Source organism: Streptomyces parvulus (assembly GCF_014648855.1).
Classification (GTDB): domain Bacteria; phylum Actinomycetota; class Actinomycetes; order Streptomycetales; family Streptomycetaceae; genus Streptomyces; species Streptomyces parvulus.
The window spans coordinates 51,407-69,651 of record NZ_BMRX01000021.1 but is presented as its reverse complement, the minus strand read 5'-3'; the positions used below and the strand labels follow the sequence as shown (position 1 = coordinate 69,651).

The following is an 18,245-nucleotide window of genomic DNA, read 5'->3' as shown; positions in this document are numbered from 1 at the left end:
GCGCGGGGGTCCCCGTCAGCGGCCGCCGTTGTACGGGCCGTAGGGGCCGTCGCTGCTGGAGCCGCGGCGGGTGCTGCGGCCGCCGCCCGGCAGTCCGCGCAGCGCGGGCCGCACGTCGACCATGTACACGATGGTCGCGATGAGGCCGATGATCGGCAGGAACGACAGGATGTTGAAGATCAGGTTCACCACGAAGGCGAGCCCGAGGATGATCAGCCAGAAGGGCTTGGTCTTCTTGTCGGCCGCGCGGTAGGCGTCCTCGCGGCGCGTGGCGGCATCGATCAAAGCGAAGCCGCTGAAAAGGATCAGGGCGATGCTCAGCAGCGACATGAAGTCCGAGAATCCCTGCATCAGCACAACGTCCACCACCAGAATCGGGTCGTCATTACGCGGTCACCGTACCCGCAGGCGGTCACCGTACCCGTAGAACGGGCCGGACGCCCCAAGGGTGCCCGGCCCGCTCCGGTGTGACCGCTTCCTCGCCTACTTGGCCGGCGGGGTGGACTTCTTCGCGGCGGGGGCCTTCTTCGCCGGTGCCTTGCGCGGCGCCGGGGTCTTCTTCGCGGCGGCCTTGTCGTCCGTGACCCGGACGGGCTCGGCGGGCTTGGGCTTGGCCGGCTCGACGGCGACGGCCAGCTCCTCCACCTCTTCGGCGATGTCCTCGATGCCGTCGGCGGCCTGGCCGCGCCAGGTGCGCACGGCGTGCTCGCCGCGCTCGGCGACCTTCTCGTAGGTCTCCCGGGCCTTGACGGCGTACTCGGCGGCCACGCCGACCGAGCGCAGCGCCAGGTCCTGGGCGCTCTCGCCGAGCTTCTTGAAGTCGGCGTCGAGGTTGCCGAACAGCTCGTTGGCCTTGGCCTGGAGGGTCCCCTGGGTCTCCTTGACCCGGGCCGTCGCCCGCTCCTGGACGGTCTTCGGGTCGGTGTTGCGCACGGCGTCGATGCGCGCCGGGGCCTCGGTGCGCAGCTGCTCCACCAGCACCGGCACCTTCTTGGCCTGCTGGAAGGCGAGGTCGGCGGTGCCCGCGGCGAAGTAGAGCGGGGTGGGGTCGCTGAGGGTCTTGCGCAGGTCGTCGGTGATGGCCATGGTGCTGGTCCTCCGGAATGACGTATTACTGAGGGTTTTGTGGTGCTTTCACGGGCGGGCCCGGTATGCCGGGGGCGCCGTCGTCCGTGTCGGCCCCGAAGCCGTTCTCCCTGCGGAACGACTCGTAGACCTGGAGCAGTACCTGCTTCTGCCCTTCGTTCAACGAGGGGTCGGCGAGGATCACCGCGCGCGTCTCCACGTCGTCCCGGTCCCGCTCGGCGTCGAGGATGCCCGCGCGGACGTACAGCGTCTCGGCGGAGATCCGCAGCGCCTTGGCGACCTGCTGGAGCACCTCCGCGCTCGGCTTGCGCAGCCCGCGCTCGATCTGGCTCAGGTACGGGTTGGACACGCCCGCGGCGTCGGCGAGCTGCCGCAGCGACAGCTGCGCGTTGCGCCGCTGCTCGCGCAGGTACTCACCGAGGTTGCCGACGTTGAGCGAGGCCATGACCCCACCATGCACCAGCCTGCTAACTATTGCAAGCAAGCTGCTTGCAATAGTGCGCCACGCCATACGGCCGGGGACACGCACCTTTTTGTGCGTACTTGGCAGCGCGGACCGAGCCGCCGAGGCTGGAGGCCGGGTGCCCGACCGACCGCCGAATCCCCTCCCAGCAGATGGAGTTCCCCCATGTCCGCACAGACCGGCCGCTCGGCCGTCACCGTCCTCGGACTCGGCCCCATGGGACGTGCGCTGGCCGCCGCCCTCCTCGGTGCCGGGCTGCGCACCACCGTCTGGAACCGCACCCCGGGCCGCGACGCCGAAGCGGTCGCCGCGGGCGCGCTGCCGGCGTCGTCGGCCGCGGAGGCGGTCGCCGCCTCGCCGCTGACCCTCGTCTGCGTGGTGAACTACGACGCCTCGGACGCGGTACTGCGCCAGGACGCCGTCACCGCCGCCCTCCGCGGCCGCACACTCGTCAACCTGAGCGCCGACACGCCGGGACGCGCCCGGGACACGGCCACCTGGGCCGAGCGGCAGGGCATCCGGTACCTGGACGGCGCGATCATGACGCCGACCCCCACCATCGGCACGCCCGACGCGGTCTTCCTGCACAGCGGACCGGCGGACCTCTACGAGGAGCACCGGCCCGTACTGGAGGCGCTGGGCGGCACCCACACCCACCTCGGCGCGGACCTGGGCCGGGCCGCGGCCTTCGACATCGCGCTGCTGGACATCTTCTGGACGGCCATGTCCGGCTACGCGCACGCCCTCGCGCTGGCCGGCGCCGAGGGCGTCCGCGCGAGCGAACTGCTGCCCTTCGCCCAGGGCATCGGCGCGATCCTGCCGCCGCTGTTCGCCGAGAGCGCGCGGGACCTGGAGGCCGGGACCTTCCCCGGCGAGGGCAACCCGCTGACCTCGGCACTGTCCACCATGGAACACGTCGTCCAGCTCTCCGACGCGCACGGCATCGACGCCGGCCTGATGCGGGCCGCCGAGGCCACGGCCCGCCGCGCGGTGGAAGGGGGCCACGGCGCGGACGGGTTCACGCGGGTCGCGGAGATGCTGGGCGGGCGCTGACCGTCCCGCGGCGGCGGGGCCCGCGGGGCGCCGGTCTCCGCGCCGCGCGCTGTCGGAGCGGCGGGGGTCCGCGCGGGGCGCCGGTCCGCGTGGGGCGCCGGTCAGAACGGCAGGCCCCGGGCGTGCACCACGTCCAGCCGGGAGACCGCCCGGGTGAGCACCACGTACAGCCGGTGCAGGCCGCGTCCCCGAGGGCCCTCCGCCGCCACGATGGCCGCCGGTTCGACGGCGACGACGTGGTCGTACTCCAGCCCCTTGACCAGGTCCGCAGGCACCAGGGCCACCCGGGCGCCCGGCTCCTGGGGTCCGGCCGCCGCGATGCCCGCCGCGTCGAGCGCCCGGCGCAGCGCGGGCACGTCCGGCCCGGCGGCGACGACCCCGACCGAGCCCTCCCGGGCGAGCGCCCGCCGTACGGCGTCCGCCACGGCCTCCGGCACCGCGCCGGGCGCCGTCTCACGCAGCGTCAGCTCACCGTCACCGCGCAGCGAACGGGCCGGCGGCACGTCCACGTCCAGTCGCGCCAGCAGCCGGTTGGCGAGGCCCACGATCTCGCGGGGCACCCGGAACCCGGTGGTCAGCGGCGTCACGGGCGCGTCCGGCCGGCCCAGGTGGGCGAGGGTCGCGGGCCAGGACCGCGCGGCCCACGGCGTGGTCCCCTGCGCGAGGTCGCCCAGGACGGTGAGCGAGCCGAAGGCGCAGCGGCGGGCGACGGCCCGGCACTCCATCGGGGAGAGGTCCTGGGCCTCGTCGACGACGATGTGGCCGTAGCCCTCGGGGTGGTCGAGGAGGCCCGCCACCTCGTCCAGGAGCACCAGGTCGGCGGCGGACCAGCGGGCCGAACGCCACGACCGCGGCGCCCCCGCCGGCCAGACCAGTGCCCGCCGCTCGTCCTCGTCCAGCAACCCGTCGGCGGCCCGGTCCAGCGCGCCGGGGTCGCCGAGCAGTCCCGCGACGACCTCCTCCGGGCGCACCCGGGGCCACACCGCGTCGAGGTACGCGCCGACCGGCCGGGCGCGTTCGAGCCGGCGGACCCAGGCGGGCGTCCGGGGCCCGGCGCGCCGTTCGGCCCGCTCCTGGACGTACCGGACGATCCGGGCTCTGACCCGCTCGCGCCCCACGGTGTACGGCGTGTCCTGCTCGCGCACCTCGGCGACGATCCGGGCCAGCGCCTCGGCCGGCACGCGCCACCGGTAGGAGCCGTCCGGCACCGCGAGGTCGCCGGCCGCGCCGGGCGCCACGCGCGCGTACAGGGCCCTGCGCAGCACCTCGGCCGTCCGGGCGTCGTGCTTGACGGCGGCGGCCCGTTCGCCGTCGGTGCCGGTCACCGGGTGCCGGGCGATCTCCCGCGCCACCGTGGACTGCCGGACGCCGGTCTCGCCGAGGGCCGGGAGCACCTCGGCGATGTAGGAGAGGAAGGTGGGGTTGGGGCCGAGGATGAGCATGCCGCCGCGCCGGATGCGCTGCGGGTGGGTGTAGACCAGGTACGCGGCCCGGTGCAGGCCGACGGCGGTCTTCCCGGTGCCGGGGGCGCCCTGCACGCAGACGGTGTCGGCGAGGCCCGCCCGGACGAGGTCGTCCTGCTCGGGCTGGATGGTGGCGGCGATGTCCCGCATGGGCCCGACGCGGGGCCGTTCGATCTCCCGGGCGACGATGGCGCTCGCGCGGGACTCTCCCCGGGCCAGGTGCTCGTCCTCCAGCCCGGTGAGGTCGGCCGAGTCCCCGCGACTGCCGGGCGCCCAGCCGAAGCGGCGGCGGACGGCGACGCCGCGCGGGTCGCCCGCGGTGGCCTGGTAGAAGGCGCGGGAGACGGGGGCGCGCCAGTCGACGACGAGGGGCGGTGCGGCGGGCTGCTCGCTGATCCGCAGCCGCCCGAGGTGCAGTACGCGCACGTCCGCGTCGGCCTCGGCTTCGGCTTCGGCTTCGGCTTCGGCTTCGGCGAAGTCCAGCCGTCCGAAGAACAGCGGTCCCTCGGGCAGCTCGCGCAACTCCTTGGCCCGGCTGCGCAGCCGGTACCCCAGCACTTCGGCGTCCGCCCCCGAGGCGGAGACGTCCTCTCCGGTGACGACGTGCTCCTGGGCCCCGTCGACCATGGCGGCGAAGGCCTGCCGGCAGTGCTCGTGGTGGGCGCGTTCGAGATCGAGGGCGCGCTGGAGGGCGGGTTCGGTCGCGGTCATTCCCACCACCGTAGGCGAAAAATGCAACCGAGTAAACTCTTTTACCGAGTAGCGGAACCCAGCCCGGCCGCCAGCCCCGCGAACGCCCGCTCCGCCGCCACCACCGCGTCCGGCCGCACGTCCTCCACCCGCTCACCGGCCGCGATCCGCCGCCAGTTCTCCAGCGCGAGGATCCGCTGCACGGCGATGATCTGACCGGCGGCCAGCCTGGCCTCCAGGTCGCCGCCGAGGGCCCGGGCGAGGGCGGCCTCGGAGCGTTCGAGGTGGGTGTGCATGCGGGCGACGAGGGCGGGCGTGCCGTAGAGCAGCCGGTGGAAGTCCAGGACGGCCGGATGGTCGTTGAGCCCCGTCACCGGGTCGCACCGCTCGAGCCCCGCCAGGAAGTGCGCCCGCAGCGCGCCCACCGGATCCGCGCCCTCCCCCGCCGCCCCCGCCACCCGCGCCGCCTCGTCCTCGTGGTCGGCGATGCGGTGCAGGACGAGGTCCTCCTTGGCCGGGAAGTACCGGAAGAGCGTCGGCTTGGACACCTCGGCCGCGGCGGCCACCTCCGCGACGGACACCGCGTCGAACCCCTTCTCCAGGAAGAGTCCGATCGCGACGTCCGACAGCGTCCGGAACATCCGCTGCTTCTTGCGCTCACGCAGACCGGGGGCGTTCATGGGCCGAGCCTACGCACCGACGACACCGAGCCCCCGCCCGCCCTGTCTGGTCACTGAGGGCGCCAGCCCCTGGTGGAGCAGGTTTCGCCGGGGCGGGTTCCGGACGACTCACGGTGCCAGCGGACCAGCGCGGCAGCCACCTCTCGACGGCTCGGCACGTCCTCCAGACCCAGTGGGCCGGCAGCGGCCGCCAGGACGCCGTGGAGTTTCGCCGCCACCCGCGGGAGGGCGGCCCAGCGGAAACCCGTCTCGTCGCGGAGAGCCTTGGCGGCGCGGACCGTGTCCGTGAAGACGGACTGCCCCTTCTTGAATCCGGTGATGAGCCGCAAGTCGTTCTCCCACGCGTGAGAACTACCGGACCGGATCCGCTCCACCACGTCGCACCATTTCCCGATCAGGCGTTCTTCCTGGTAGGCCGGATAGCGCATCAGGTACAGGTGAGTGGCAAGGTCGTAGAGCGGGTCTCCCACCATCGCCAATTCCCAGTCGATGGTCCAGAGGTCGCCTTGCGGGTCGATGATGAAGTTCTCGCGGTGCAGATCACCGTGGAGGAGGCAGAACGGCCTCTCACTGAGTCCCGCGACATTCTTCTCCAGATGCACGAGCGCCTCGTCCCGTACTCCGAGTTCCGCGAAGAGACTTCCGAACTCCTGCCGGTTGGCGGCATAGACCTGGTCCTCGACGAAGACGACCAAGCGCTTGAGGAATGCTTCGGTGTCCCCGTCCTCCGGCGCGTCCTCGCGCGAGCAGCGCCGCTCCACGTGCAGCGTTTCGGCGGTGATCGGCACCATTTGCCGGAATACGTCCACGATTTGCTCGAACGCGGAGTCGGGCACCGGCCGGCCCCCTCGACGGTGGTCGCCGAGGGTCCGGCCCTCGATGAACGCCTGCAGCCCCATCCCCTCGACATCGACCACCTCGGGGATCCGGTCGATGCGGCCCCGCAAGCCACGGAGCAGCTCTTCCTCCGACTGGAAGCACCTGCGGTCGAACCACAGGCTCGTCGCGCGCGGCTCCCGCAGCTTGACCCGTCTCGTGCCACCCGGCGGCGACAGGACATACGTCTCGTGGTGGTACCCCTTGAGCGGGCCCTTGACCAGGGACGAGCCGTCATTCATCGCTTCGGCTCGCTGCCTGGCGGGCGAGAGCAATTGAGGTGCCATTTCGCGCGTTCTACCCATCCCGATGGCGCCAATGGGGTAAGAGGGATGCACGGTACTCCATCGCGCTCGACCACGGGTGGAGAACCCGTCCCTCGGACACCTCCCTCCCTGGCCCGGGCGAATGGACGCCCGCCCGAAACGAGGCGCCCGACGGCCGGTGAAACCTTGGGAGACCTGCGGGGAAAGCGATCGACGGTACGGATGCAATCCGCGCCATGCTCCGCCCCGTACGAGCTGTTCTGTTCGACTTCGACGGACTTGTGTGCGAACTCTTCGGAGATGCCTCCTCGTCGTTCGAGAAAGTCGCGGATCGAGACCTCGGGGTCCATCAGCGGGGTGAATTGAGGGGTCAGTGCGGCGTACCGGAGTGGGCGCCCGTTCCGATGTGGTCTGCCGTTGGCGTGAGACCGGTTCTCAGCGGACCTGCCGCTCCCACAGGAGGTTGAGGACCGGCTCCAGCGAGTGCACCACCGTCTCCGCCCCCGCCTGCCGCAGGATCTTCGCCTTCTCCTCGTTGCGCGCGTACCCCAGGAACGGCACGCCCGCCGCCCGTGCCGCCGTCAGGTCGGAGGCCGTGTCGCCGACCATCAGGGCCTGGCCGGGGGCCATTCCCCGGGCGTTGAGGGCGCGGTTGAGGCAGTAGGGGTCGGGTTTGAGCAGGTGGAGGTCGCGGGTGCGGCCGTAGATGTGGGGGGCGAAGCAGTCCAGCAGGCCGCGGGTCGCGAGGTACTCGGAGACCACGCGGGGCGAGTTGTTGGTCGTGACCGCGAGGCCGACGCCCAGTGCCGACCAGGTGCGGATCAGCGGGTCCGCGTACGCCGTCGGCCATGCGGTGGGTACGGCGCGCAGTTCCTCCCGGGTGAGCCGCTCCTCGAAGTCGGCGACCAGGTCGCTGTCGTGGCGCCGGCGGTCCACCGCGCCCAAAAGGACGTGCGGGTCGGGATGGACCCGCTCCTCCTCGGTCAGCAGGTCCTTGAGGCCGAGCCGCGAGAGCCAGTCCACCAGTTCGCCCGCCACCCGGTCGGCGGAGTAGCCCGCGAACAGCCTGCAGACGGGGCCGTCGAAGTCCCACAGGACGAGGCGGACGCCCCCGATCAGGTCCCGCAGGCCCGTCTGATCCGTCTGTTCCGTTTCAGGAGTCACTAGGAGAGTGTCATGTCCGTGGTGATGGTTTCCCAGAGGGCGTCGAACCACTTCTGTGATTCCTCCACGAACACGGCGTCCCGGTGACCCGCCCGCTTCAGGAAGGAGAAGAGCAGCGACTGGGAGCCGAGCGCGTCGTACATCTCCAGCGTGCGGCTCTCGTACTCCTCCTCGCGGCGGGTCAGCATGTAGTAGCCGAAGAGCGCCTCCTCGCCGCCCAGCAGGTACAGCTTCATCGGCGGGGTGAACGGCAGCGCCCGGAAGGCGATGTGCACGTCGATCCGGTGGGTGGAGCGCACGGCGTGCAGATTGTGCTGGAGCACCCGGGCCTGGGCGTTGCGCATCTGGAGCCAGCGCTGGTGGACCGGGTCGTCCTCCTCGCCCTCCACCAGGACCGGGAAGGCCAGGTTGATGTCGCGCGAGGGCATCAGGACGCGGAAGTCGATGGCCTCGGGGCGGATGCGGCCCTCGTGGATCAGGCGCAGCGGCTCGCTCAGGGCCAGCATCAGGGTCTCCGAGGTGTGGCACACGACGTCGACCCGCACGCGCGGTGCCGCGAACGCCGCCGCCAGCCGCGGTCCGAGCGAGACCATCGTCGGCTGCGGCTCGCCCCGCGAGGTGGCGGGCTCGGCGATGCGCGGCGGGCTGCCCTTGCTGACGTTGGTGAGGAGACCGTCTTCCTGGAGCGCGCGCAGGGCCTGGCGGACGGTGCCGCGCTCCACCCCGAACTCGTCGGCCAACTCGGCCTGTGTGGGCAGGCGGTCGCCCGCCTTGAGGTCACCCCCGCGGATCCGTTCCCGCAGGACGTCGGCGATCTCCTGGGCCGAGAGCCTTCTGCTGCCGTTCACGGACACGTTCTCCTGAGTCACGACCAAACGCTACAACTTTGGCCTACCTACAGGGAGTTGTTTGAAACTTGTTTATAGATAGCAGCCAAGTGGGGACAACATAGACAGAGTTGGTTACCAACTTAGCCCAGTTGGCGGAAGTTTATCTTCCAGAACTCGCCGGACTTGCCGGACTTCCCGAAGGGGGGAGAAACATCATGCCCGTCCTCGCTCTGGTCTCCACGATCTTCGTCATCGCCTTCGAACAGCTCGTCCAGTGGAAGTACGGCGCCACCGGGGTCATCGGCCTGCTCATGCTCACCATCGGCATCAAGGCCAAGAGCCCCTCCGTCAGCTCCGCCGGCGCGGTCCTGCTGGCCCTCCTGGTCGCGGGGCCCGCGCTCTGACCGGGGGCGGTCAGCTCGTGAGCAGCAGCTCCGAGCTGATCGTCCCCCACAGCGCGTCGAACCACAGCCGCGACTGCTTCACGAACGCGCCGTCGCGCAGACCCCCGCGCTGGTCGAAGCCGAACAGCGTCGAGCGGACGCCCTCCGCGTCGTACATCTCCAGTTGCTCGTGGCCGATCTCCTGCTCGCGCCGGCTCAGCGTGTAGTACGCGAAGAGGGCCTCCGAGCCGTTGAGCAGGTAGAGCTTCACCGGCGGCGTGAACGGCAGCGCCCGGAAGGAGACGCGCACGTCGACGCCGTGCGTGGCCCTCAGGCTCAGCAGGTTGTGCTGGAGCACCTGGCCCTGGGCGTTGCGCATGGCCAGCCACCGCTCGTGCACCGCGTCCCCGGCCTCGCCCCCGCCGCCCACCGGCACCGGGAAGGCCAGGTCGATGTGGCGGCTCGGCAGCAGGACGCGGACGTCGACCTTGGCCGGTTTCAGTCGCCCCGCGTGGATCTGGCGCAGCGGTTCGCCGATGGCGAGGGTCAGGGACACGGAGGTCAGGCACAGGGCGTCGATCTCCACGTGCGGGGCGGCGAAGGCCTCGGCGATGCGGCCAGCGAGGGCGACGGTGGTGGGCATCGGCGGCGCCGACGGCCCGGCCATGGCGCCGTGGAGGTCGGGGGCGACGGTCGCGGGGCTCCCCTTGGACACATTGGTGAGCAGACGTTCCGACTGGAGGATGCGCAGGGCCTGGCGCACGGTGCCGCGCTCCACCCCGAACTCATCGGCCAACTGCGCCTGGGTGGGCATGCGCTGGCCCGGCCGCAGCCGGCCGGACCTGATCCGGGACCGCAGTTCGTCGGCCACCTCGCGGTGCGTCGGCTGTGGCGGCCGCGGTCTCTTCCGCCCATTGACGGGGGCATGTTCCCGCTCCACGACCAAACACTACAACTTCTCGCCATCTTTGGGCAGTTCGCGGAAAGGTGGTTATGAGCCGTGCCCAAGCGGAGATAAGTACAGTGAAGTTGGCAGCCAACTTGAGCAACGTGGTCAGACCTTACGGGGGTTGGCCACCACGGTGAACAGGGGGTACACCATGCCGCTCATCGCCATCGTCGTCGCCGCTCTGGCCATCGGCTTCGAGCAGCTCGTGCAGTGGAAGTACGGGCCCATGGGCATCATCGCGTTCGTCGCGCTGTCCATCGGCATCAAGGCGAAGAACACCATGATCGGCGGTGTGGGCGCGGTGATCCTCGTGATGCTGCTCGCCCAGTCCGGCTGATACCGACTTACTGCTGTCCGGGCCCCCTTCCGGAGGGGAGCCGGGAGCCCGGACGGTCAGTAGGCACCACCGCACCACCGCACCACCGCCCCACCCGAACAACAACCACAACCACAACTGAAGAGCAGCACCGAAGAGCACGCGCTACGGATGCGCACGACCACCGTCACCGGCGGAAGGGAGCACTCTCAGAACATGTCCGGGCACCAAGGCCGCCTGGACGTACGCAGCAGGGCGTCGACCACACGGGCGGCGCCCGCTCGTTCTTCCCGCACCCGGCCGAGCGCCGCCAGCCGCACCGCCGACTCGTCGCCCAGCCACAGCGTCCCCAGCTCGCCCACGTCGAGCGCGAGATCGGCGCTCCCGGTGGTCGCCGTACAGGACGCCCCGTCCGGCCCGGCCTCCAGCCGCCACCGCCCGCCGGTCAGCCCGGCCCGGTCCCCGACCTCCAGCACCACGGAACCCCGCCCCTCGTACGTCCGCGCCTCCAGCGCCCGTACGACGTCCAGGATCCGCACCCACAGCCAGTCCGCCTGTGTGACGACGCGGGCCGCGCGCGGGTCCGGCAGGAGGTGCGGGAGCAGGTCGTCGGGGGACCGCCAGCCGCTCTTGACCGTGGTGATCCAGTCGATCGAGCACAGGAAGTGCCACAGCGCCCGCTCGGCGGCGGGCGTCGCGGCCAGCAGCCACTCCACGGTCGCCGTCTCCAGCGGCTGCTTGGCGTCGCCCCAGTGGTCGTCCGCCCGGTACGAGACCATGCCCTCGACCTCACCGTCCGCCGAGCGGTACACGGCGTAGAAGGGCTCGGTCCACGGGGTGCCGTTGGTGCTGACGACGCCGGTCCGCGCCCGCCACCACAGCTCGGGGCGGCTGACCGCGCCCGGCTGGGACCGCCGCACCCGCTCGTGCAGCCCGGGACCGAGATCCCGCACGTCCTCGCCGTCCACCAGGTCGATCCGCCCGCCGTCGGCCGGGATCCTGGCGCGCGGGTCCAGTCCCGCCCGGGGCACGTCGACCGTCCACTCGGTCATCGTGGTGGCGGGGCCGTAGCCGTACCGGCCGTAGATCGGGTACTCGGCCGCGATCAGCGTGGACACGACGTCCCCGCGCTCCTTCGCCGCCGCGAGGTCCTGCGCCATCATGCGGGTCAGCAGGCCGCGGCGCCGGTGGGTCGGGGTGACCGTCACGTTGGACACGGCGTCGGCGGGGACGAGGGCGCCCCCGACCGCGGTGATCTCCTGGTCGAAGGACCGGAAGGTCGCCACGCAGCGCTTCCCGTCGAAGGCACCGAGGGTGCGGCCCGGCACGAACTGCTCCCGACGGGCGTCCAGCTGCGCCCGGGCCACCGCGGGCGGCATGAGGAAACCGGTGTTCAGGGCCCGGTTCCAGTCGGGGAAGTCGGCCTCGGTGACGGGACGCACGTCGATGTCGGCAGGGCGGGTCATGATCCCACCGTAGGTCGGCCCGCTCGCCCGCGTCGCGCGGATTTCCCGGTGCTCGGGCGAGGCCCGGACGCGGGCGCGGTCACCCGGCGGCCCTCAGAAGGCCGCCCGGATCTCCCCCACCTCGTGCCCGCCGCCCAGCAGCGGCGCGCGGCCGACGCGGTCCACGACCGGTCCCTCCACCCCCATCAGCGTCAGCGCGCGGGCCAGCACCGGCCCCAGGGCCCGGACGGCGCCGTCCTCGACCTTGAAGGCGAGGGCGCGGCCGTCCGGCAGGGCCAGCGCCTGGACCGCCTCGGCGCCCATCTTGGAGAGGCTGCCGGGCACCTCGCGCATGAGCCAGGTGTCGGCGCGGCGGGTGCCGGCGACGTACTCGGGGTGGGCCCGCATCGCGTCGGCGACCCGGCGCTGCGGCGTGCCCGGCTCGGCGCCCACGAAGGACCGGAAGGCGCGGGCCAGCCCGACCAGGCTGATCGCCATCAGCGGCGCCCCGCACCCGTCCGTGCCGACGGCGGCGACCGGCTCGCCCGCCGCCTCCTCCACCACCCGGTGGATGGTCCGCTGCAGCGGGTGGCCGGGGTCGAGGTACGTCTCCATGGGCCAGCCCCGCTGGGCGCAGACCGCGAGCATGGCGGTGTGCTTGCCGGAGCAGTTCATGGTGACCCGGTCGGGCACTGCGCCCGAGGCCAGGTAGGTGTCCCGCTCCTCGGCGTCCAGGGGCAGGTCGGGCGGGCACTGGAGGAGCGCCGGGTCCAGGCCGTACTCGGCCAGCATCTTGCGGACCAGATCGCGGTGAAACGGTTCTCCAGAGTGGCTGGCGGAGGCCAGCGCCAGCCGTTCCTCCGCCAGGTCGAGGCCGGCCCGCAGCACGCCCGCCGCCTGCATCGGCTTGTTGGCGGAGCGCGGGAAGACCGGCGCCGTCACGTCGCCCAGCGCCAGCTGCACGGCCCCGTCGGCGCCCAGGACGACCAGGCTGCCCCGGTGCCGCCCCTCGACGAAGCCGGACCGGACGACCTCGGCGAGGACGGGCGGCGCGACCGGCGAGAGCGCGGAGGCCGGGGCGGGCTGCTCCGCCCCCGACGGCTGCCGGGGCGGCTGGGACGGTTGCGACGGCTGGGGCGCGGGCATCGGCGGTGGCCTTCCGGACGGGTGACCCGCCGCCGCGACGGCCCGGGATCACCGGACCCCGGAGGGCGGCGCTGAAGGCCGCCTCCCGTGTCACACGAGCAGGTCGTCGACTTGTGCTTCCCCTTCACGGTACCGGCGTGCGATCTCCGTGCTGCAGCCGTCCGCCGTGCGCTGGAGGCGCTGCCGGTCGCGGGAGACCTGCTGCTCGTAGCGGACGAGCCGGCCCATTCCGTCGGTCAGCTCGGTGTCGGTGCGGGCCGTCAGGTCCGAGAGCTCCACCTCGCCCAGCATCTCCGCCGCCAGCCGCCTGCACGCTTCGCTCCGCGGTGTGCCGAGCGTCACGTGCCGGGCGGAGGAGCGCTGCCGCGCCGGGGCGTCGGCCAGGATCTCCGAGAGCCGCTCGACCACCGACCCGGTCGCCGCGGTGGTCACCACGGCCGCCGGCCCGCGCCCCGCCAGCTCCGCGCGCAGGATGTCGATACGCCCCTGGAGCAGGCGGCGCACGTAGCTGAGGTCCGCCTCCTCGCGCTGGGCGTCCCGGCGCAGGGTGCGCAGCTCGGGCAGGCTCAGTGCGGTCAGGTCGTGCTCCGGGGGTCCGGCCGGGAGCGCCGGACTGTCCGTGCGCTGCACGGGGGGCCGGGGGGCCTCCAGACCACCCGGACATGTGAACGCGACGGTCCCGAGCGACCGTCCCGTACTCGAAGTGCTCATCTGCCCTACCGTCCCTCGACCGGCGTCTGGGAGAGCATGGTGCCATCCTCTGTGGTCGCTATGTGACCGAGTGCCCCCGATCGGCCCCAGATGGGGGGTAGATGGCGAAAAAATCGTCCTACGGTCCCACCCGCGGCTTCCCCGGGGGCGCACGGCATCATGGCGGGATGCGTGCAGTGGTGCAGAGGGTGGACGGCGCGAGCGTCGTCGTGGACGGCGAGACCGTGGGGTCGATCGACGGCACGGGGCTGTGCGTCCTGGTCGGTGTGACCCACGAGGACACGAAGGAGAAGGCGGCGCAGCTGGCCCGCAAGCTCTGGTCGGTGCGGATCCTGCCCGACGAGAAGTCGTGCAGCGACCTCGGCGCACCGCTCCTGGTGATCAGCCAGTTCACCCTGTACGGCGACGCCCGCAAGGGCCGGCGCCCCACCTGGAACGCGGCCGCGCCCGGCGACGTCGCCGAGCCGCTGGTCGACGAGGTCGTGGCGGCGCTGCGCGCGCTGGGCGCGACGGTGGCGACGGGCCGGTTCGGCGCGCAGATGCGGGTGAGCCTGACGAACGACGGCCCGTTCACCGTCCTGCTGGAGGTCTGAGCGCCGGGGCTCGGGGTTCCAGGCTCAGGGTTCCACGACCGTCTCCTGGGCGGCGGCCGTGTCCTCGGCGGTCAGCCGCGCGTCCACCGGGATGTTCCGCTTGACCAGGGCGAGGGCGACGGGGCCCAGCTCGTGGTGGCGTACGGACGTGGTGACGAAGCCGATCTTCCGGCCCTCGGGGCCGTCGTCCGCGAGCCGGATCTCCGCGCCGGCCGGCGGCAGGTGCACCTCGCTGCCGTCCAGGTGCAGGAAGACCAGGCGGCGCGGCGGCTTGCCGAGGTTCTGCACCCGGGCGACGGTCTCCTGGCCCCGGTAGCAGCCCTTCTGGAGGTGCACGGCCGTGCCGATCCAGCCCAGCTCGTGCGGGATGGTCCGGTGGTCGGTCTCGAAACCGAGCCGGGGCCGGTGCTGCTCGACCCGCAGCGCCTCGTGGGCGAGGATCCCGGCCGCGGGACCGGCGCCGTCGGCGAACGCCTCCAGCCGCTCCCGCGGCAGGAAGAGGTCACGGCCGTACGGCGTCTCGCGGACGGCGGCGCCCTCGGGGACCTCGGTGATGGACCCCGCGGGCAGGTGCACGACCGCGGTGTCGGCGGTGCGGTCGGCGACCTCGACCCGGTAGAAGAACTTCATCGACTCCAGGTAGGCGATCAGCGCCTCCTGGCTGCCGGGCTCCACGTGGGCCCACGTGGTGGTGCCGTCGTCGACGAGGTACAGGGCATGCTCGATGTGGCCGTTCGCGGAGAGGATCAGCGCCTCGGTGGCCTCGCCGGCCGGCAGGTCGCTGACGTGCTGGGTGAGCAGCAGGTGCAGCCAGGCCAGCCGGTCGTCGCCCGTGACGGTGACGACACCGCGGTGGGACAGGTCGACGAAGCCGGTGCCGTCGGCGAGGGCACGCTGCTCGCGGAACAGGTCGCCGTAGTGGGCGGCGACGCCTTCGTCCACACCCTCGGCGGGGACGGCGCCGGGCAGGGACAGCAGGGGGCTCTTCATACGCCTAGCCTACGACTCGGTAGTTGAACCCTTCAGGGAGCAGTCCCGGCACCGCCCGAAGATCGCGAAGTGCTTCATGTCGGTGTCGAAGCCGAACTCCTCGCGGAGCTTGGCAGTGAAGTCGGCCGCCACCGAGACGTCGGCCTCGATCACCTCGGTGCAGTCCCGGCAGACCAGGTGGAGGTGATGGTGGCGGTCGGCCAGGTGGTAGGTCGGCGCGCCGTGCCCGAGGTGGGCGTGGCTGACCAGCCCCAGCTCCTCCAGCAGCTCCAGCGTCCGGTAGACGGTGGAGATGTTGACGCCCGACGCCGTCTTCCGCACCTGGCCGAGGATGTCGTCGGGTGTCGCGTGTTCGAGGGTGTCGACGGCTTCGAGCACCAGCTGACGCTGCGGGGTCAGCCGGTAGCCGCGCTGTCTGAGATCGCTCTTCCAGTCGGTGCTCACCACACCCATGAGTCTAGGCCCGGCGGGCCGCCCCGGGAGAGGCCGTCCGGGGAAGCGTCCCCGGCTCTCGTCCGCGGTCGGTACCGTCGACACCAGCACCGGCCCTTGATCCGGAGGACTCTCCCGTGACCGCACACCGCCCGGAACCGCTCACCGAGCCGCTCATCCCCATGCCCGCCCTCACACCCGAGGCACTGCGCGCCGCGGTCGAGAAGCTGACGCCGAGCCGGGTGCCCGCCTTCGTTCAGGACCTCGTCGAGGCGACCACCAGCGCACAGCAGAACCAGTCCCTCGCACCACTGCGCACGTTCGTCCACACCTGGGGAGTGTTCGTGGCGATCCAGCGCCGGCCGCCCCTGGCCGCGCGTCTGCGACACCTGGAAGAGGTGGTGGGCGCCGGAACGGAGGATCCGACGCAGGCCATGGCCGAGATTCGGGCGATCCACGCCGCGGCGGAGGCGGAGGCGGGCCTGTGAGCGACTGGAAGTGGGACTACAACCCGAGCGAGGAGTACCTCACCGCCGGACTGCCCGTCGGCGTCGTGGCCGAGGTGGAGCGCATCGCCACCGAGATCGCCGCCCTCGGGCGGGACGCCGAGGGCGCGGGCAGCCGACCGGAGGGGAAGCCCGGCGGGTTACGGAACTTCCCCATCTTCGGCGGACGCGGCTTCATCCAGTTCCTCGCGGTGCCCCGGCACGAGTGCGTCTACGTCTGCACCATCGTCTGGCACGGATGAACAGACCGCCCGGCGGCTACTTGAAGAAGGCGATCCCGTCGTCCGGCATGTCGTCCGGGAGGGCCTTCGCCCAGCGTTCGACGTCCTCGGGGGTGACGACCTTCTTCAGGTGCGCCGACATGTAGGGCCGCAGCTCGACCTCGGGGGTCTGCTTCTCGCCGACCCACATGAGGTCGCTCTTGACGTAGCCGTAGAGCCGCTTGCCGCCGGTGTAGGGCCGCGAGGCGGCGGTGCGGGCCACCGCGTCCGTGACCAGGTCGATCTGCGGCTTCTGGTCGGCCAGCTCGCCGTACCAGATCTCGATGACGCCGTCGTCGCGGGTCATCGTGGCCTCGACCCGGCGGTTCGCGTCGATGCGCCAGAAGCCGTACTCGGACTCCAGCGGGCGGACCTTGTTGCCGTCCTTGTCGAGCACCCAGGTGTGCGAGCGGTATTCCAGGAAGTCCCGGCCGTCGTGGGTGAAGGAAACCTCCTGCCCGAAGTTGCACTTCTCGTCGCCCGGGAAGTCGTGCACGCCCGCACCGGCCCAGTCGCCGAGCAGGAAGACGAGCGGGACGAGGTCCTTGTGGAGGTCGGACGGGATCTCGATCATGAGCGGTACTTCCTGGCGTCGGTGATCAGCGCTGGCCCTGGTACAGCTTCTTCACGGTCAGACCGGCGAAGGCGAGAACGCCGACGCAGACCAGGACCAGCAGGGCTTCGAAGAAGATCTCCACGGGGTGCTCCTTGAGCGGGGGGCATACGACAGGGCCGCCCTCAGCTTACGCGGCCCACCCTGGCTCTTCTCGCCGGACTCCGTCCACGAAGGCGGCCCACGCGGGCGCGGCGAAGAGCAGCGCACCGAGGGAGGGCGCCTTGCTGTCCCGGACGGGAACGAGGGAGGGGATGCCGTGGGCGACCTCGACGCAGTTGCCGCCGTCCTGGTTGCTGTAGCTGCTCGTGCGCCAGTCGGCGGCGCGGAGGAGGTCGTCGGAGACCTCCACGCATTCACCGCCGTCCTGGTTGCTGTAGCTGCTCTTGCGCCAGGTGGTCGTGCTCAGGTCGATGGCTCGCATGGCGCTTCCTCCAGCATCCGCTCGATGAACTCCCGCGACTCGCCAGGAGACAGGGCCGTATCGCGCACCCGATCGTATCGGAGCTGCAGCTGGTCGACCGCCGCTGTTTCCTGGACCAGTTCGCCCGAGTAACCCGTCTCCACCCAGGCGACGATGCGGCCCGAGCGGTGCAGAAACATGGCGTCGGTATTCGTCAGCGCGTGCAGTCCCGCGGCACAGGGGACCACCTGGATGCTGATGTTCGTGCGCTCACCCATCGCCAGGAGATGGCGCAATTGCGCACGCCACTCGGCCGGACTTCGCAGAGTGCTGCGCAGCACCGTCTCCGAGAGCAGCGAGCGAAACTGCGGCCCGCCCTCGGCCAGCAGCGGCTCACTGCGCCCCATGCGCGCCAACACCTGCTTCTCCAACTCGACGCCCGACAGTCTGCCTTGGCTCAGCAGCTCCGCCGCATAGCCTCGCGTCTGGAGCAGACCCGGCACGATGCTCGGCGAGTACTGCCACATACTCACCGCCTCGGCCTCCAAGACCATGTACCGCCGGTACCGCTCCTTGAACTGCGTCGGATCGGCCACCGCCAGCTCCCACAGGGTGAGCAGCATCCCGCCCGTCCCGTAGTACTGGTCCAGCGCCTCCACGATCTCCGGGCCGCCCAGCGTGTGGCCGTTCTCCATCTTTCCGAACTGGGACGCGTCCCACCCCACCGCCTCCGCCACGCCCCGCAGGGACACACCCCGCCCGTGCCGGAGCAGCCGCAGCTCCTCCGCGAACCGTGCCCTCGGCTCCTGACTGCGACCCGTGATCGCCCTCCGCTGCGGCACCGCACCCCTCCCGGCTGTGGAATTTGTGGAATTTGGAGCGCCCTTTGTGGCACTAGCGGCCGTTCCGGGCTTGGCGACCCCCGGA

General features: G+C 71.8%; 23 protein-coding genes. 6 read left to right on the top strand and 17 right to left on the bottom strand.

Annotation, left to right across the window (positions count from 1 at the left end; translation table 11 throughout):
* Positions 1–15: 15 nt before the first annotated feature.
* From IE108_RS32180 to IE108_RS32170, 3 genes are all read right to left on the bottom strand, one after another.
* Positions 16–351, bottom strand: coding sequence for a DUF2516 family protein (locus IE108_RS32180; RefSeq protein WP_079163831.1), 336 nt, complete (start codon positions 349–351; stop codon positions 16–18).
* A gap of 132 nt (positions 352–483) precedes the next feature.
* Complete coding sequence (locus IE108_RS32175) at positions 484–1,086, bottom strand: hypothetical protein (protein ID WP_064728593.1); 603 nt, start codon at positions 1,084–1,086, stop codon at positions 484–486.
* Positions 1,087–1,111: 25 nt separating this feature from the next.
* Entirely contained in the window at positions 1,112–1,531 is a 420-nt protein-coding gene (locus tag IE108_RS32170; RefSeq protein WP_064728594.1) for a helix-turn-helix domain-containing protein, read from the bottom strand.
* Between the two features lie 183 nt (positions 1,532–1,714).
* On the opposite strand from IE108_RS32170, the gene IE108_RS32165 reads away from it, so the two are divergent.
* Entirely contained in the window at positions 1,715–2,602 is an 888-nt protein-coding gene (locus IE108_RS32165) for an NAD(P)-dependent oxidoreductase (RefSeq protein ID WP_064728595.1), read from the top strand.
* Between the two features lie 101 nt (positions 2,603–2,703).
* Here IE108_RS32165 and IE108_RS32160 read toward each other — a convergent pair whose 3' ends face one another.
* The 5 genes from IE108_RS32160 to IE108_RS32140 form a co-directional block, all read right to left on the bottom strand.
* Positions 2,704–4,776 carry a HelD family protein gene (locus IE108_RS32160; RefSeq protein ID WP_064728596.1) on the bottom strand — a complete coding sequence of 691 codons (2,073 nt, stop codon included), beginning with the start codon at positions 4,774–4,776 and terminating at the stop codon, positions 2,704–2,706.
* A 41-nt stretch (positions 4,777–4,817) separates the two neighbouring features.
* Positions 4,818–5,435, bottom strand: coding sequence for a TetR family transcriptional regulator (locus IE108_RS32155; RefSeq protein WP_064728597.1), 618 nt, complete (start codon positions 5,433–5,435; stop codon positions 4,818–4,820).
* A 50-nt stretch (positions 5,436–5,485) separates the two neighbouring features.
* Positions 5,486–6,598: an aminoglycoside phosphotransferase family protein gene (locus IE108_RS32150; protein ID WP_064731836.1), complete on the bottom strand. Its 1,113-nt coding sequence runs from the start codon at positions 6,596–6,598 to the stop codon at positions 5,486–5,488.
* Between the two features lie 414 nt (positions 6,599–7,012).
* Positions 7,013–7,741, bottom strand: a complete 729-nt coding sequence (locus IE108_RS32145) for an HAD family hydrolase (protein WP_226487269.1) — start codon at positions 7,739–7,741, stop codon at positions 7,013–7,015.
* Positions 7,741–8,616, bottom strand: a complete 876-nt coding sequence (locus IE108_RS32140) for a winged helix-turn-helix domain-containing protein (protein ID WP_107420207.1) — start codon at positions 8,614–8,616, stop codon at positions 7,741–7,743. Before IE108_RS32140 ends, IE108_RS32145 begins: the two co-directional genes overlap by 1 nt.
* A 170-nt stretch (positions 8,617–8,786) precedes the next feature.
* On the opposite strand from IE108_RS32140, the gene IE108_RS32135 reads away from it, so the two are divergent.
* Positions 8,787–8,975, top strand: coding sequence for a hypothetical protein (locus IE108_RS32135; protein WP_064728598.1), 189 nt, complete (start codon positions 8,787–8,789; stop codon positions 8,973–8,975).
* 10 nt (positions 8,976–8,985) lie between these two features.
* On the opposite strand, the gene IE108_RS32130 is transcribed toward IE108_RS32135, so the two are convergent.
* Positions 8,986–9,900 carry a GntR family transcriptional regulator gene (locus tag IE108_RS32130; RefSeq protein WP_079163562.1) on the bottom strand — a complete coding sequence of 305 codons (915 nt, stop codon included), beginning with the start codon at positions 9,898–9,900 and terminating at the stop codon, positions 8,986–8,988.
* A gap of 154 nt (positions 9,901–10,054) precedes the next feature.
* On the opposite strand from IE108_RS32130, the gene IE108_RS32125 reads away from it, so the two are divergent.
* Entirely contained in the window at positions 10,055–10,240 is a 186-nt protein-coding gene (locus IE108_RS32125) for a hypothetical protein (protein WP_003974784.1), read from the top strand.
* Positions 10,241–10,428: 188 nt separating this feature from the next.
* On the opposite strand, the gene IE108_RS32120 is transcribed toward IE108_RS32125, so the two are convergent.
* From IE108_RS32120 to IE108_RS32110, 3 genes are all read right to left on the bottom strand, one after another.
* Entirely contained in the window at positions 10,429–11,685 is a 1,257-nt protein-coding gene (locus IE108_RS32120; RefSeq protein WP_064728600.1) for a GNAT family N-acetyltransferase, read from the bottom strand.
* Positions 11,686–11,778: 93 nt separating this feature from the next.
* Positions 11,779–12,810, bottom strand: a complete 1,032-nt coding sequence (locus IE108_RS32115; RefSeq protein ID WP_064728601.1) for an asparaginase — start codon at positions 12,808–12,810, stop codon at positions 11,779–11,781.
* Positions 12,811–12,900: 90 nt separating this feature from the next.
* Positions 12,901–13,521 (bottom strand): RsiG family protein, encoded by a 621-nt coding sequence (locus IE108_RS32110; RefSeq protein ID WP_064728602.1) that lies wholly within the window; start codon positions 13,519–13,521, stop codon positions 12,901–12,903.
* 167 nt (positions 13,522–13,688) lie between these two features.
* Here IE108_RS32110 and dtd point away from each other — a divergent pair, with 167 nt between their 5' ends.
* Positions 13,689–14,114, top strand: a complete 426-nt coding sequence (gene dtd, locus IE108_RS32105) for a D-aminoacyl-tRNA deacylase (protein WP_161347200.1) — start codon at positions 13,689–13,691, stop codon at positions 14,112–14,114.
* 24 nt (positions 14,115–14,138) lie between these two features.
* Here dtd and ygfZ read toward each other — a convergent pair whose 3' ends face one another.
* Entirely contained in the window at positions 14,139–15,104 is a 966-nt protein-coding gene (gene ygfZ, locus IE108_RS32100; RefSeq protein WP_064728604.1) for a CAF17-like 4Fe-4S cluster assembly/insertion protein YgfZ, read from the bottom strand.
* 9 nt (positions 15,105–15,113) lie between these two features.
* Entirely contained in the window at positions 15,114–15,551 is a 438-nt protein-coding gene (locus IE108_RS32095; protein ID WP_064731839.1) for a Fur family transcriptional regulator, read from the bottom strand.
* A gap of 122 nt (positions 15,552–15,673) precedes the next feature.
* Here IE108_RS32095 and IE108_RS32090 point away from each other — a divergent pair, with 122 nt between their 5' ends.
* Both IE108_RS32090 and IE108_RS32085 read left to right on the top strand, forming a co-directional pair.
* Complete coding sequence (locus IE108_RS32090; protein ID WP_229852576.1) at positions 15,674–16,024, top strand: DUF6247 family protein; 351 nt, start codon at positions 15,674–15,676, stop codon at positions 16,022–16,024.
* Positions 16,021–16,284, top strand: a complete 264-nt coding sequence (locus tag IE108_RS32085; RefSeq protein ID WP_064728605.1) for a hypothetical protein — start codon at positions 16,021–16,023, stop codon at positions 16,282–16,284. The genes IE108_RS32090 and IE108_RS32085 overlap by 4 nt, the downstream gene beginning before the upstream one ends.
* 16 nt (positions 16,285–16,300) lie before the next feature.
* Here IE108_RS32085 and IE108_RS32080 read toward each other — a convergent pair whose 3' ends face one another.
* The 3 genes from IE108_RS32080 to IE108_RS32070 form a co-directional block, all read right to left on the bottom strand.
* Positions 16,301–16,876 carry a heme-binding beta-barrel domain-containing protein gene (locus tag IE108_RS32080; RefSeq protein WP_064728606.1) on the bottom strand — a complete coding sequence of 192 codons (576 nt, stop codon included), beginning with the start codon at positions 16,874–16,876 and terminating at the stop codon, positions 16,301–16,303.
* Between the two features lie 169 nt (positions 16,877–17,045).
* Complete coding sequence (locus IE108_RS32075; protein WP_064728607.1) at positions 17,046–17,339, bottom strand: DUF397 domain-containing protein; 294 nt, start codon at positions 17,337–17,339, stop codon at positions 17,046–17,048.
* On the bottom strand, positions 17,321–18,160 hold the full coding sequence (locus IE108_RS32070; RefSeq protein ID WP_189397815.1) for a helix-turn-helix domain-containing protein: 840 nt from the start codon (positions 18,158–18,160) through the stop codon (positions 17,321–17,323). The genes IE108_RS32075 and IE108_RS32070 overlap by 19 nt, the downstream gene beginning before the upstream one ends.
* Positions 18,161–18,245: the final 85 nt, after the last annotated feature.

Excerpts from the sequence above, each read along its gene's own strand:
- IE108_RS32180 (WP_079163831.1), bottom strand. The coding sequence starts at position 351 with ATGCAGGGATTCTCGGACTTCATGTCGCTGCTGAGCATCGCCCTGATC.
- IE108_RS32175 (WP_064728593.1), bottom strand. The coding sequence starts at position 1,086 with ATGGCCATCACCGACGACCTGCGCAAGACCCTCAGCGACCCCACCCCG.
- IE108_RS32170 (WP_064728594.1), bottom strand. The coding sequence starts at position 1,531 with ATGGCCTCGCTCAACGTCGGCAACCTCGGTGAGTACCTGCGCGAGCAG.
- IE108_RS32165 (WP_064728595.1), top strand. The coding sequence starts at position 1,715 with ATGTCCGCACAGACCGGCCGCTCGGCCGTCACCGTCCTCGGACTCGGC.
- IE108_RS32160 (WP_064728596.1), bottom strand. The coding sequence starts at position 4,776 with ATGACCGCGACCGAACCCGCCCTCCAGCGCGCCCTCGATCTCGAACGC.
- IE108_RS32155 (WP_064728597.1), bottom strand. The coding sequence starts at position 5,435 with ATGAACGCCCCCGGTCTGCGTGAGCGCAAGAAGCAGCGGATGTTCCGG.
- IE108_RS32150 (WP_064731836.1), bottom strand. The coding sequence starts at position 6,598 with ATGGCACCTCAATTGCTCTCGCCCGCCAGGCAGCGAGCCGAAGCGATG.
- IE108_RS32135 (WP_064728598.1), top strand. The coding sequence starts at position 8,787 with ATGCCCGTCCTCGCTCTGGTCTCCACGATCTTCGTCATCGCCTTCGAA.
- IE108_RS32125 (WP_003974784.1), top strand. The coding sequence starts at position 10,055 with ATGCCGCTCATCGCCATCGTCGTCGCCGCTCTGGCCATCGGCTTCGAG.
- IE108_RS32120 (WP_064728600.1), bottom strand. The coding sequence starts at position 11,685 with ATGACCCGCCCTGCCGACATCGACGTGCGTCCCGTCACCGAGGCCGAC.
- IE108_RS32115 (WP_064728601.1), bottom strand. The coding sequence starts at position 12,810 with ATGCCCGCGCCCCAGCCGTCGCAACCGTCCCAGCCGCCCCGGCAGCCG.
- IE108_RS32110 (WP_064728602.1), bottom strand. The coding sequence starts at position 13,521 with ATGAGCACTTCGAGTACGGGACGGTCGCTCGGGACCGTCGCGTTCACA.
- dtd (WP_161347200.1), top strand. The coding sequence starts at position 13,689 with ATGCGTGCAGTGGTGCAGAGGGTGGACGGCGCGAGCGTCGTCGTGGAC.
- ygfZ (WP_064728604.1), bottom strand. The coding sequence starts at position 15,104 with ATGAAGAGCCCCCTGCTGTCCCTGCCCGGCGCCGTCCCCGCCGAGGGT.
- IE108_RS32080 (WP_064728606.1), bottom strand. The coding sequence starts at position 16,876 with ATGATCGAGATCCCGTCCGACCTCCACAAGGACCTCGTCCCGCTCGTC.
- IE108_RS32075 (WP_064728607.1), bottom strand. The coding sequence starts at position 17,339 with ATGCGAGCCATCGACCTGAGCACGACCACCTGGCGCAAGAGCAGCTAC.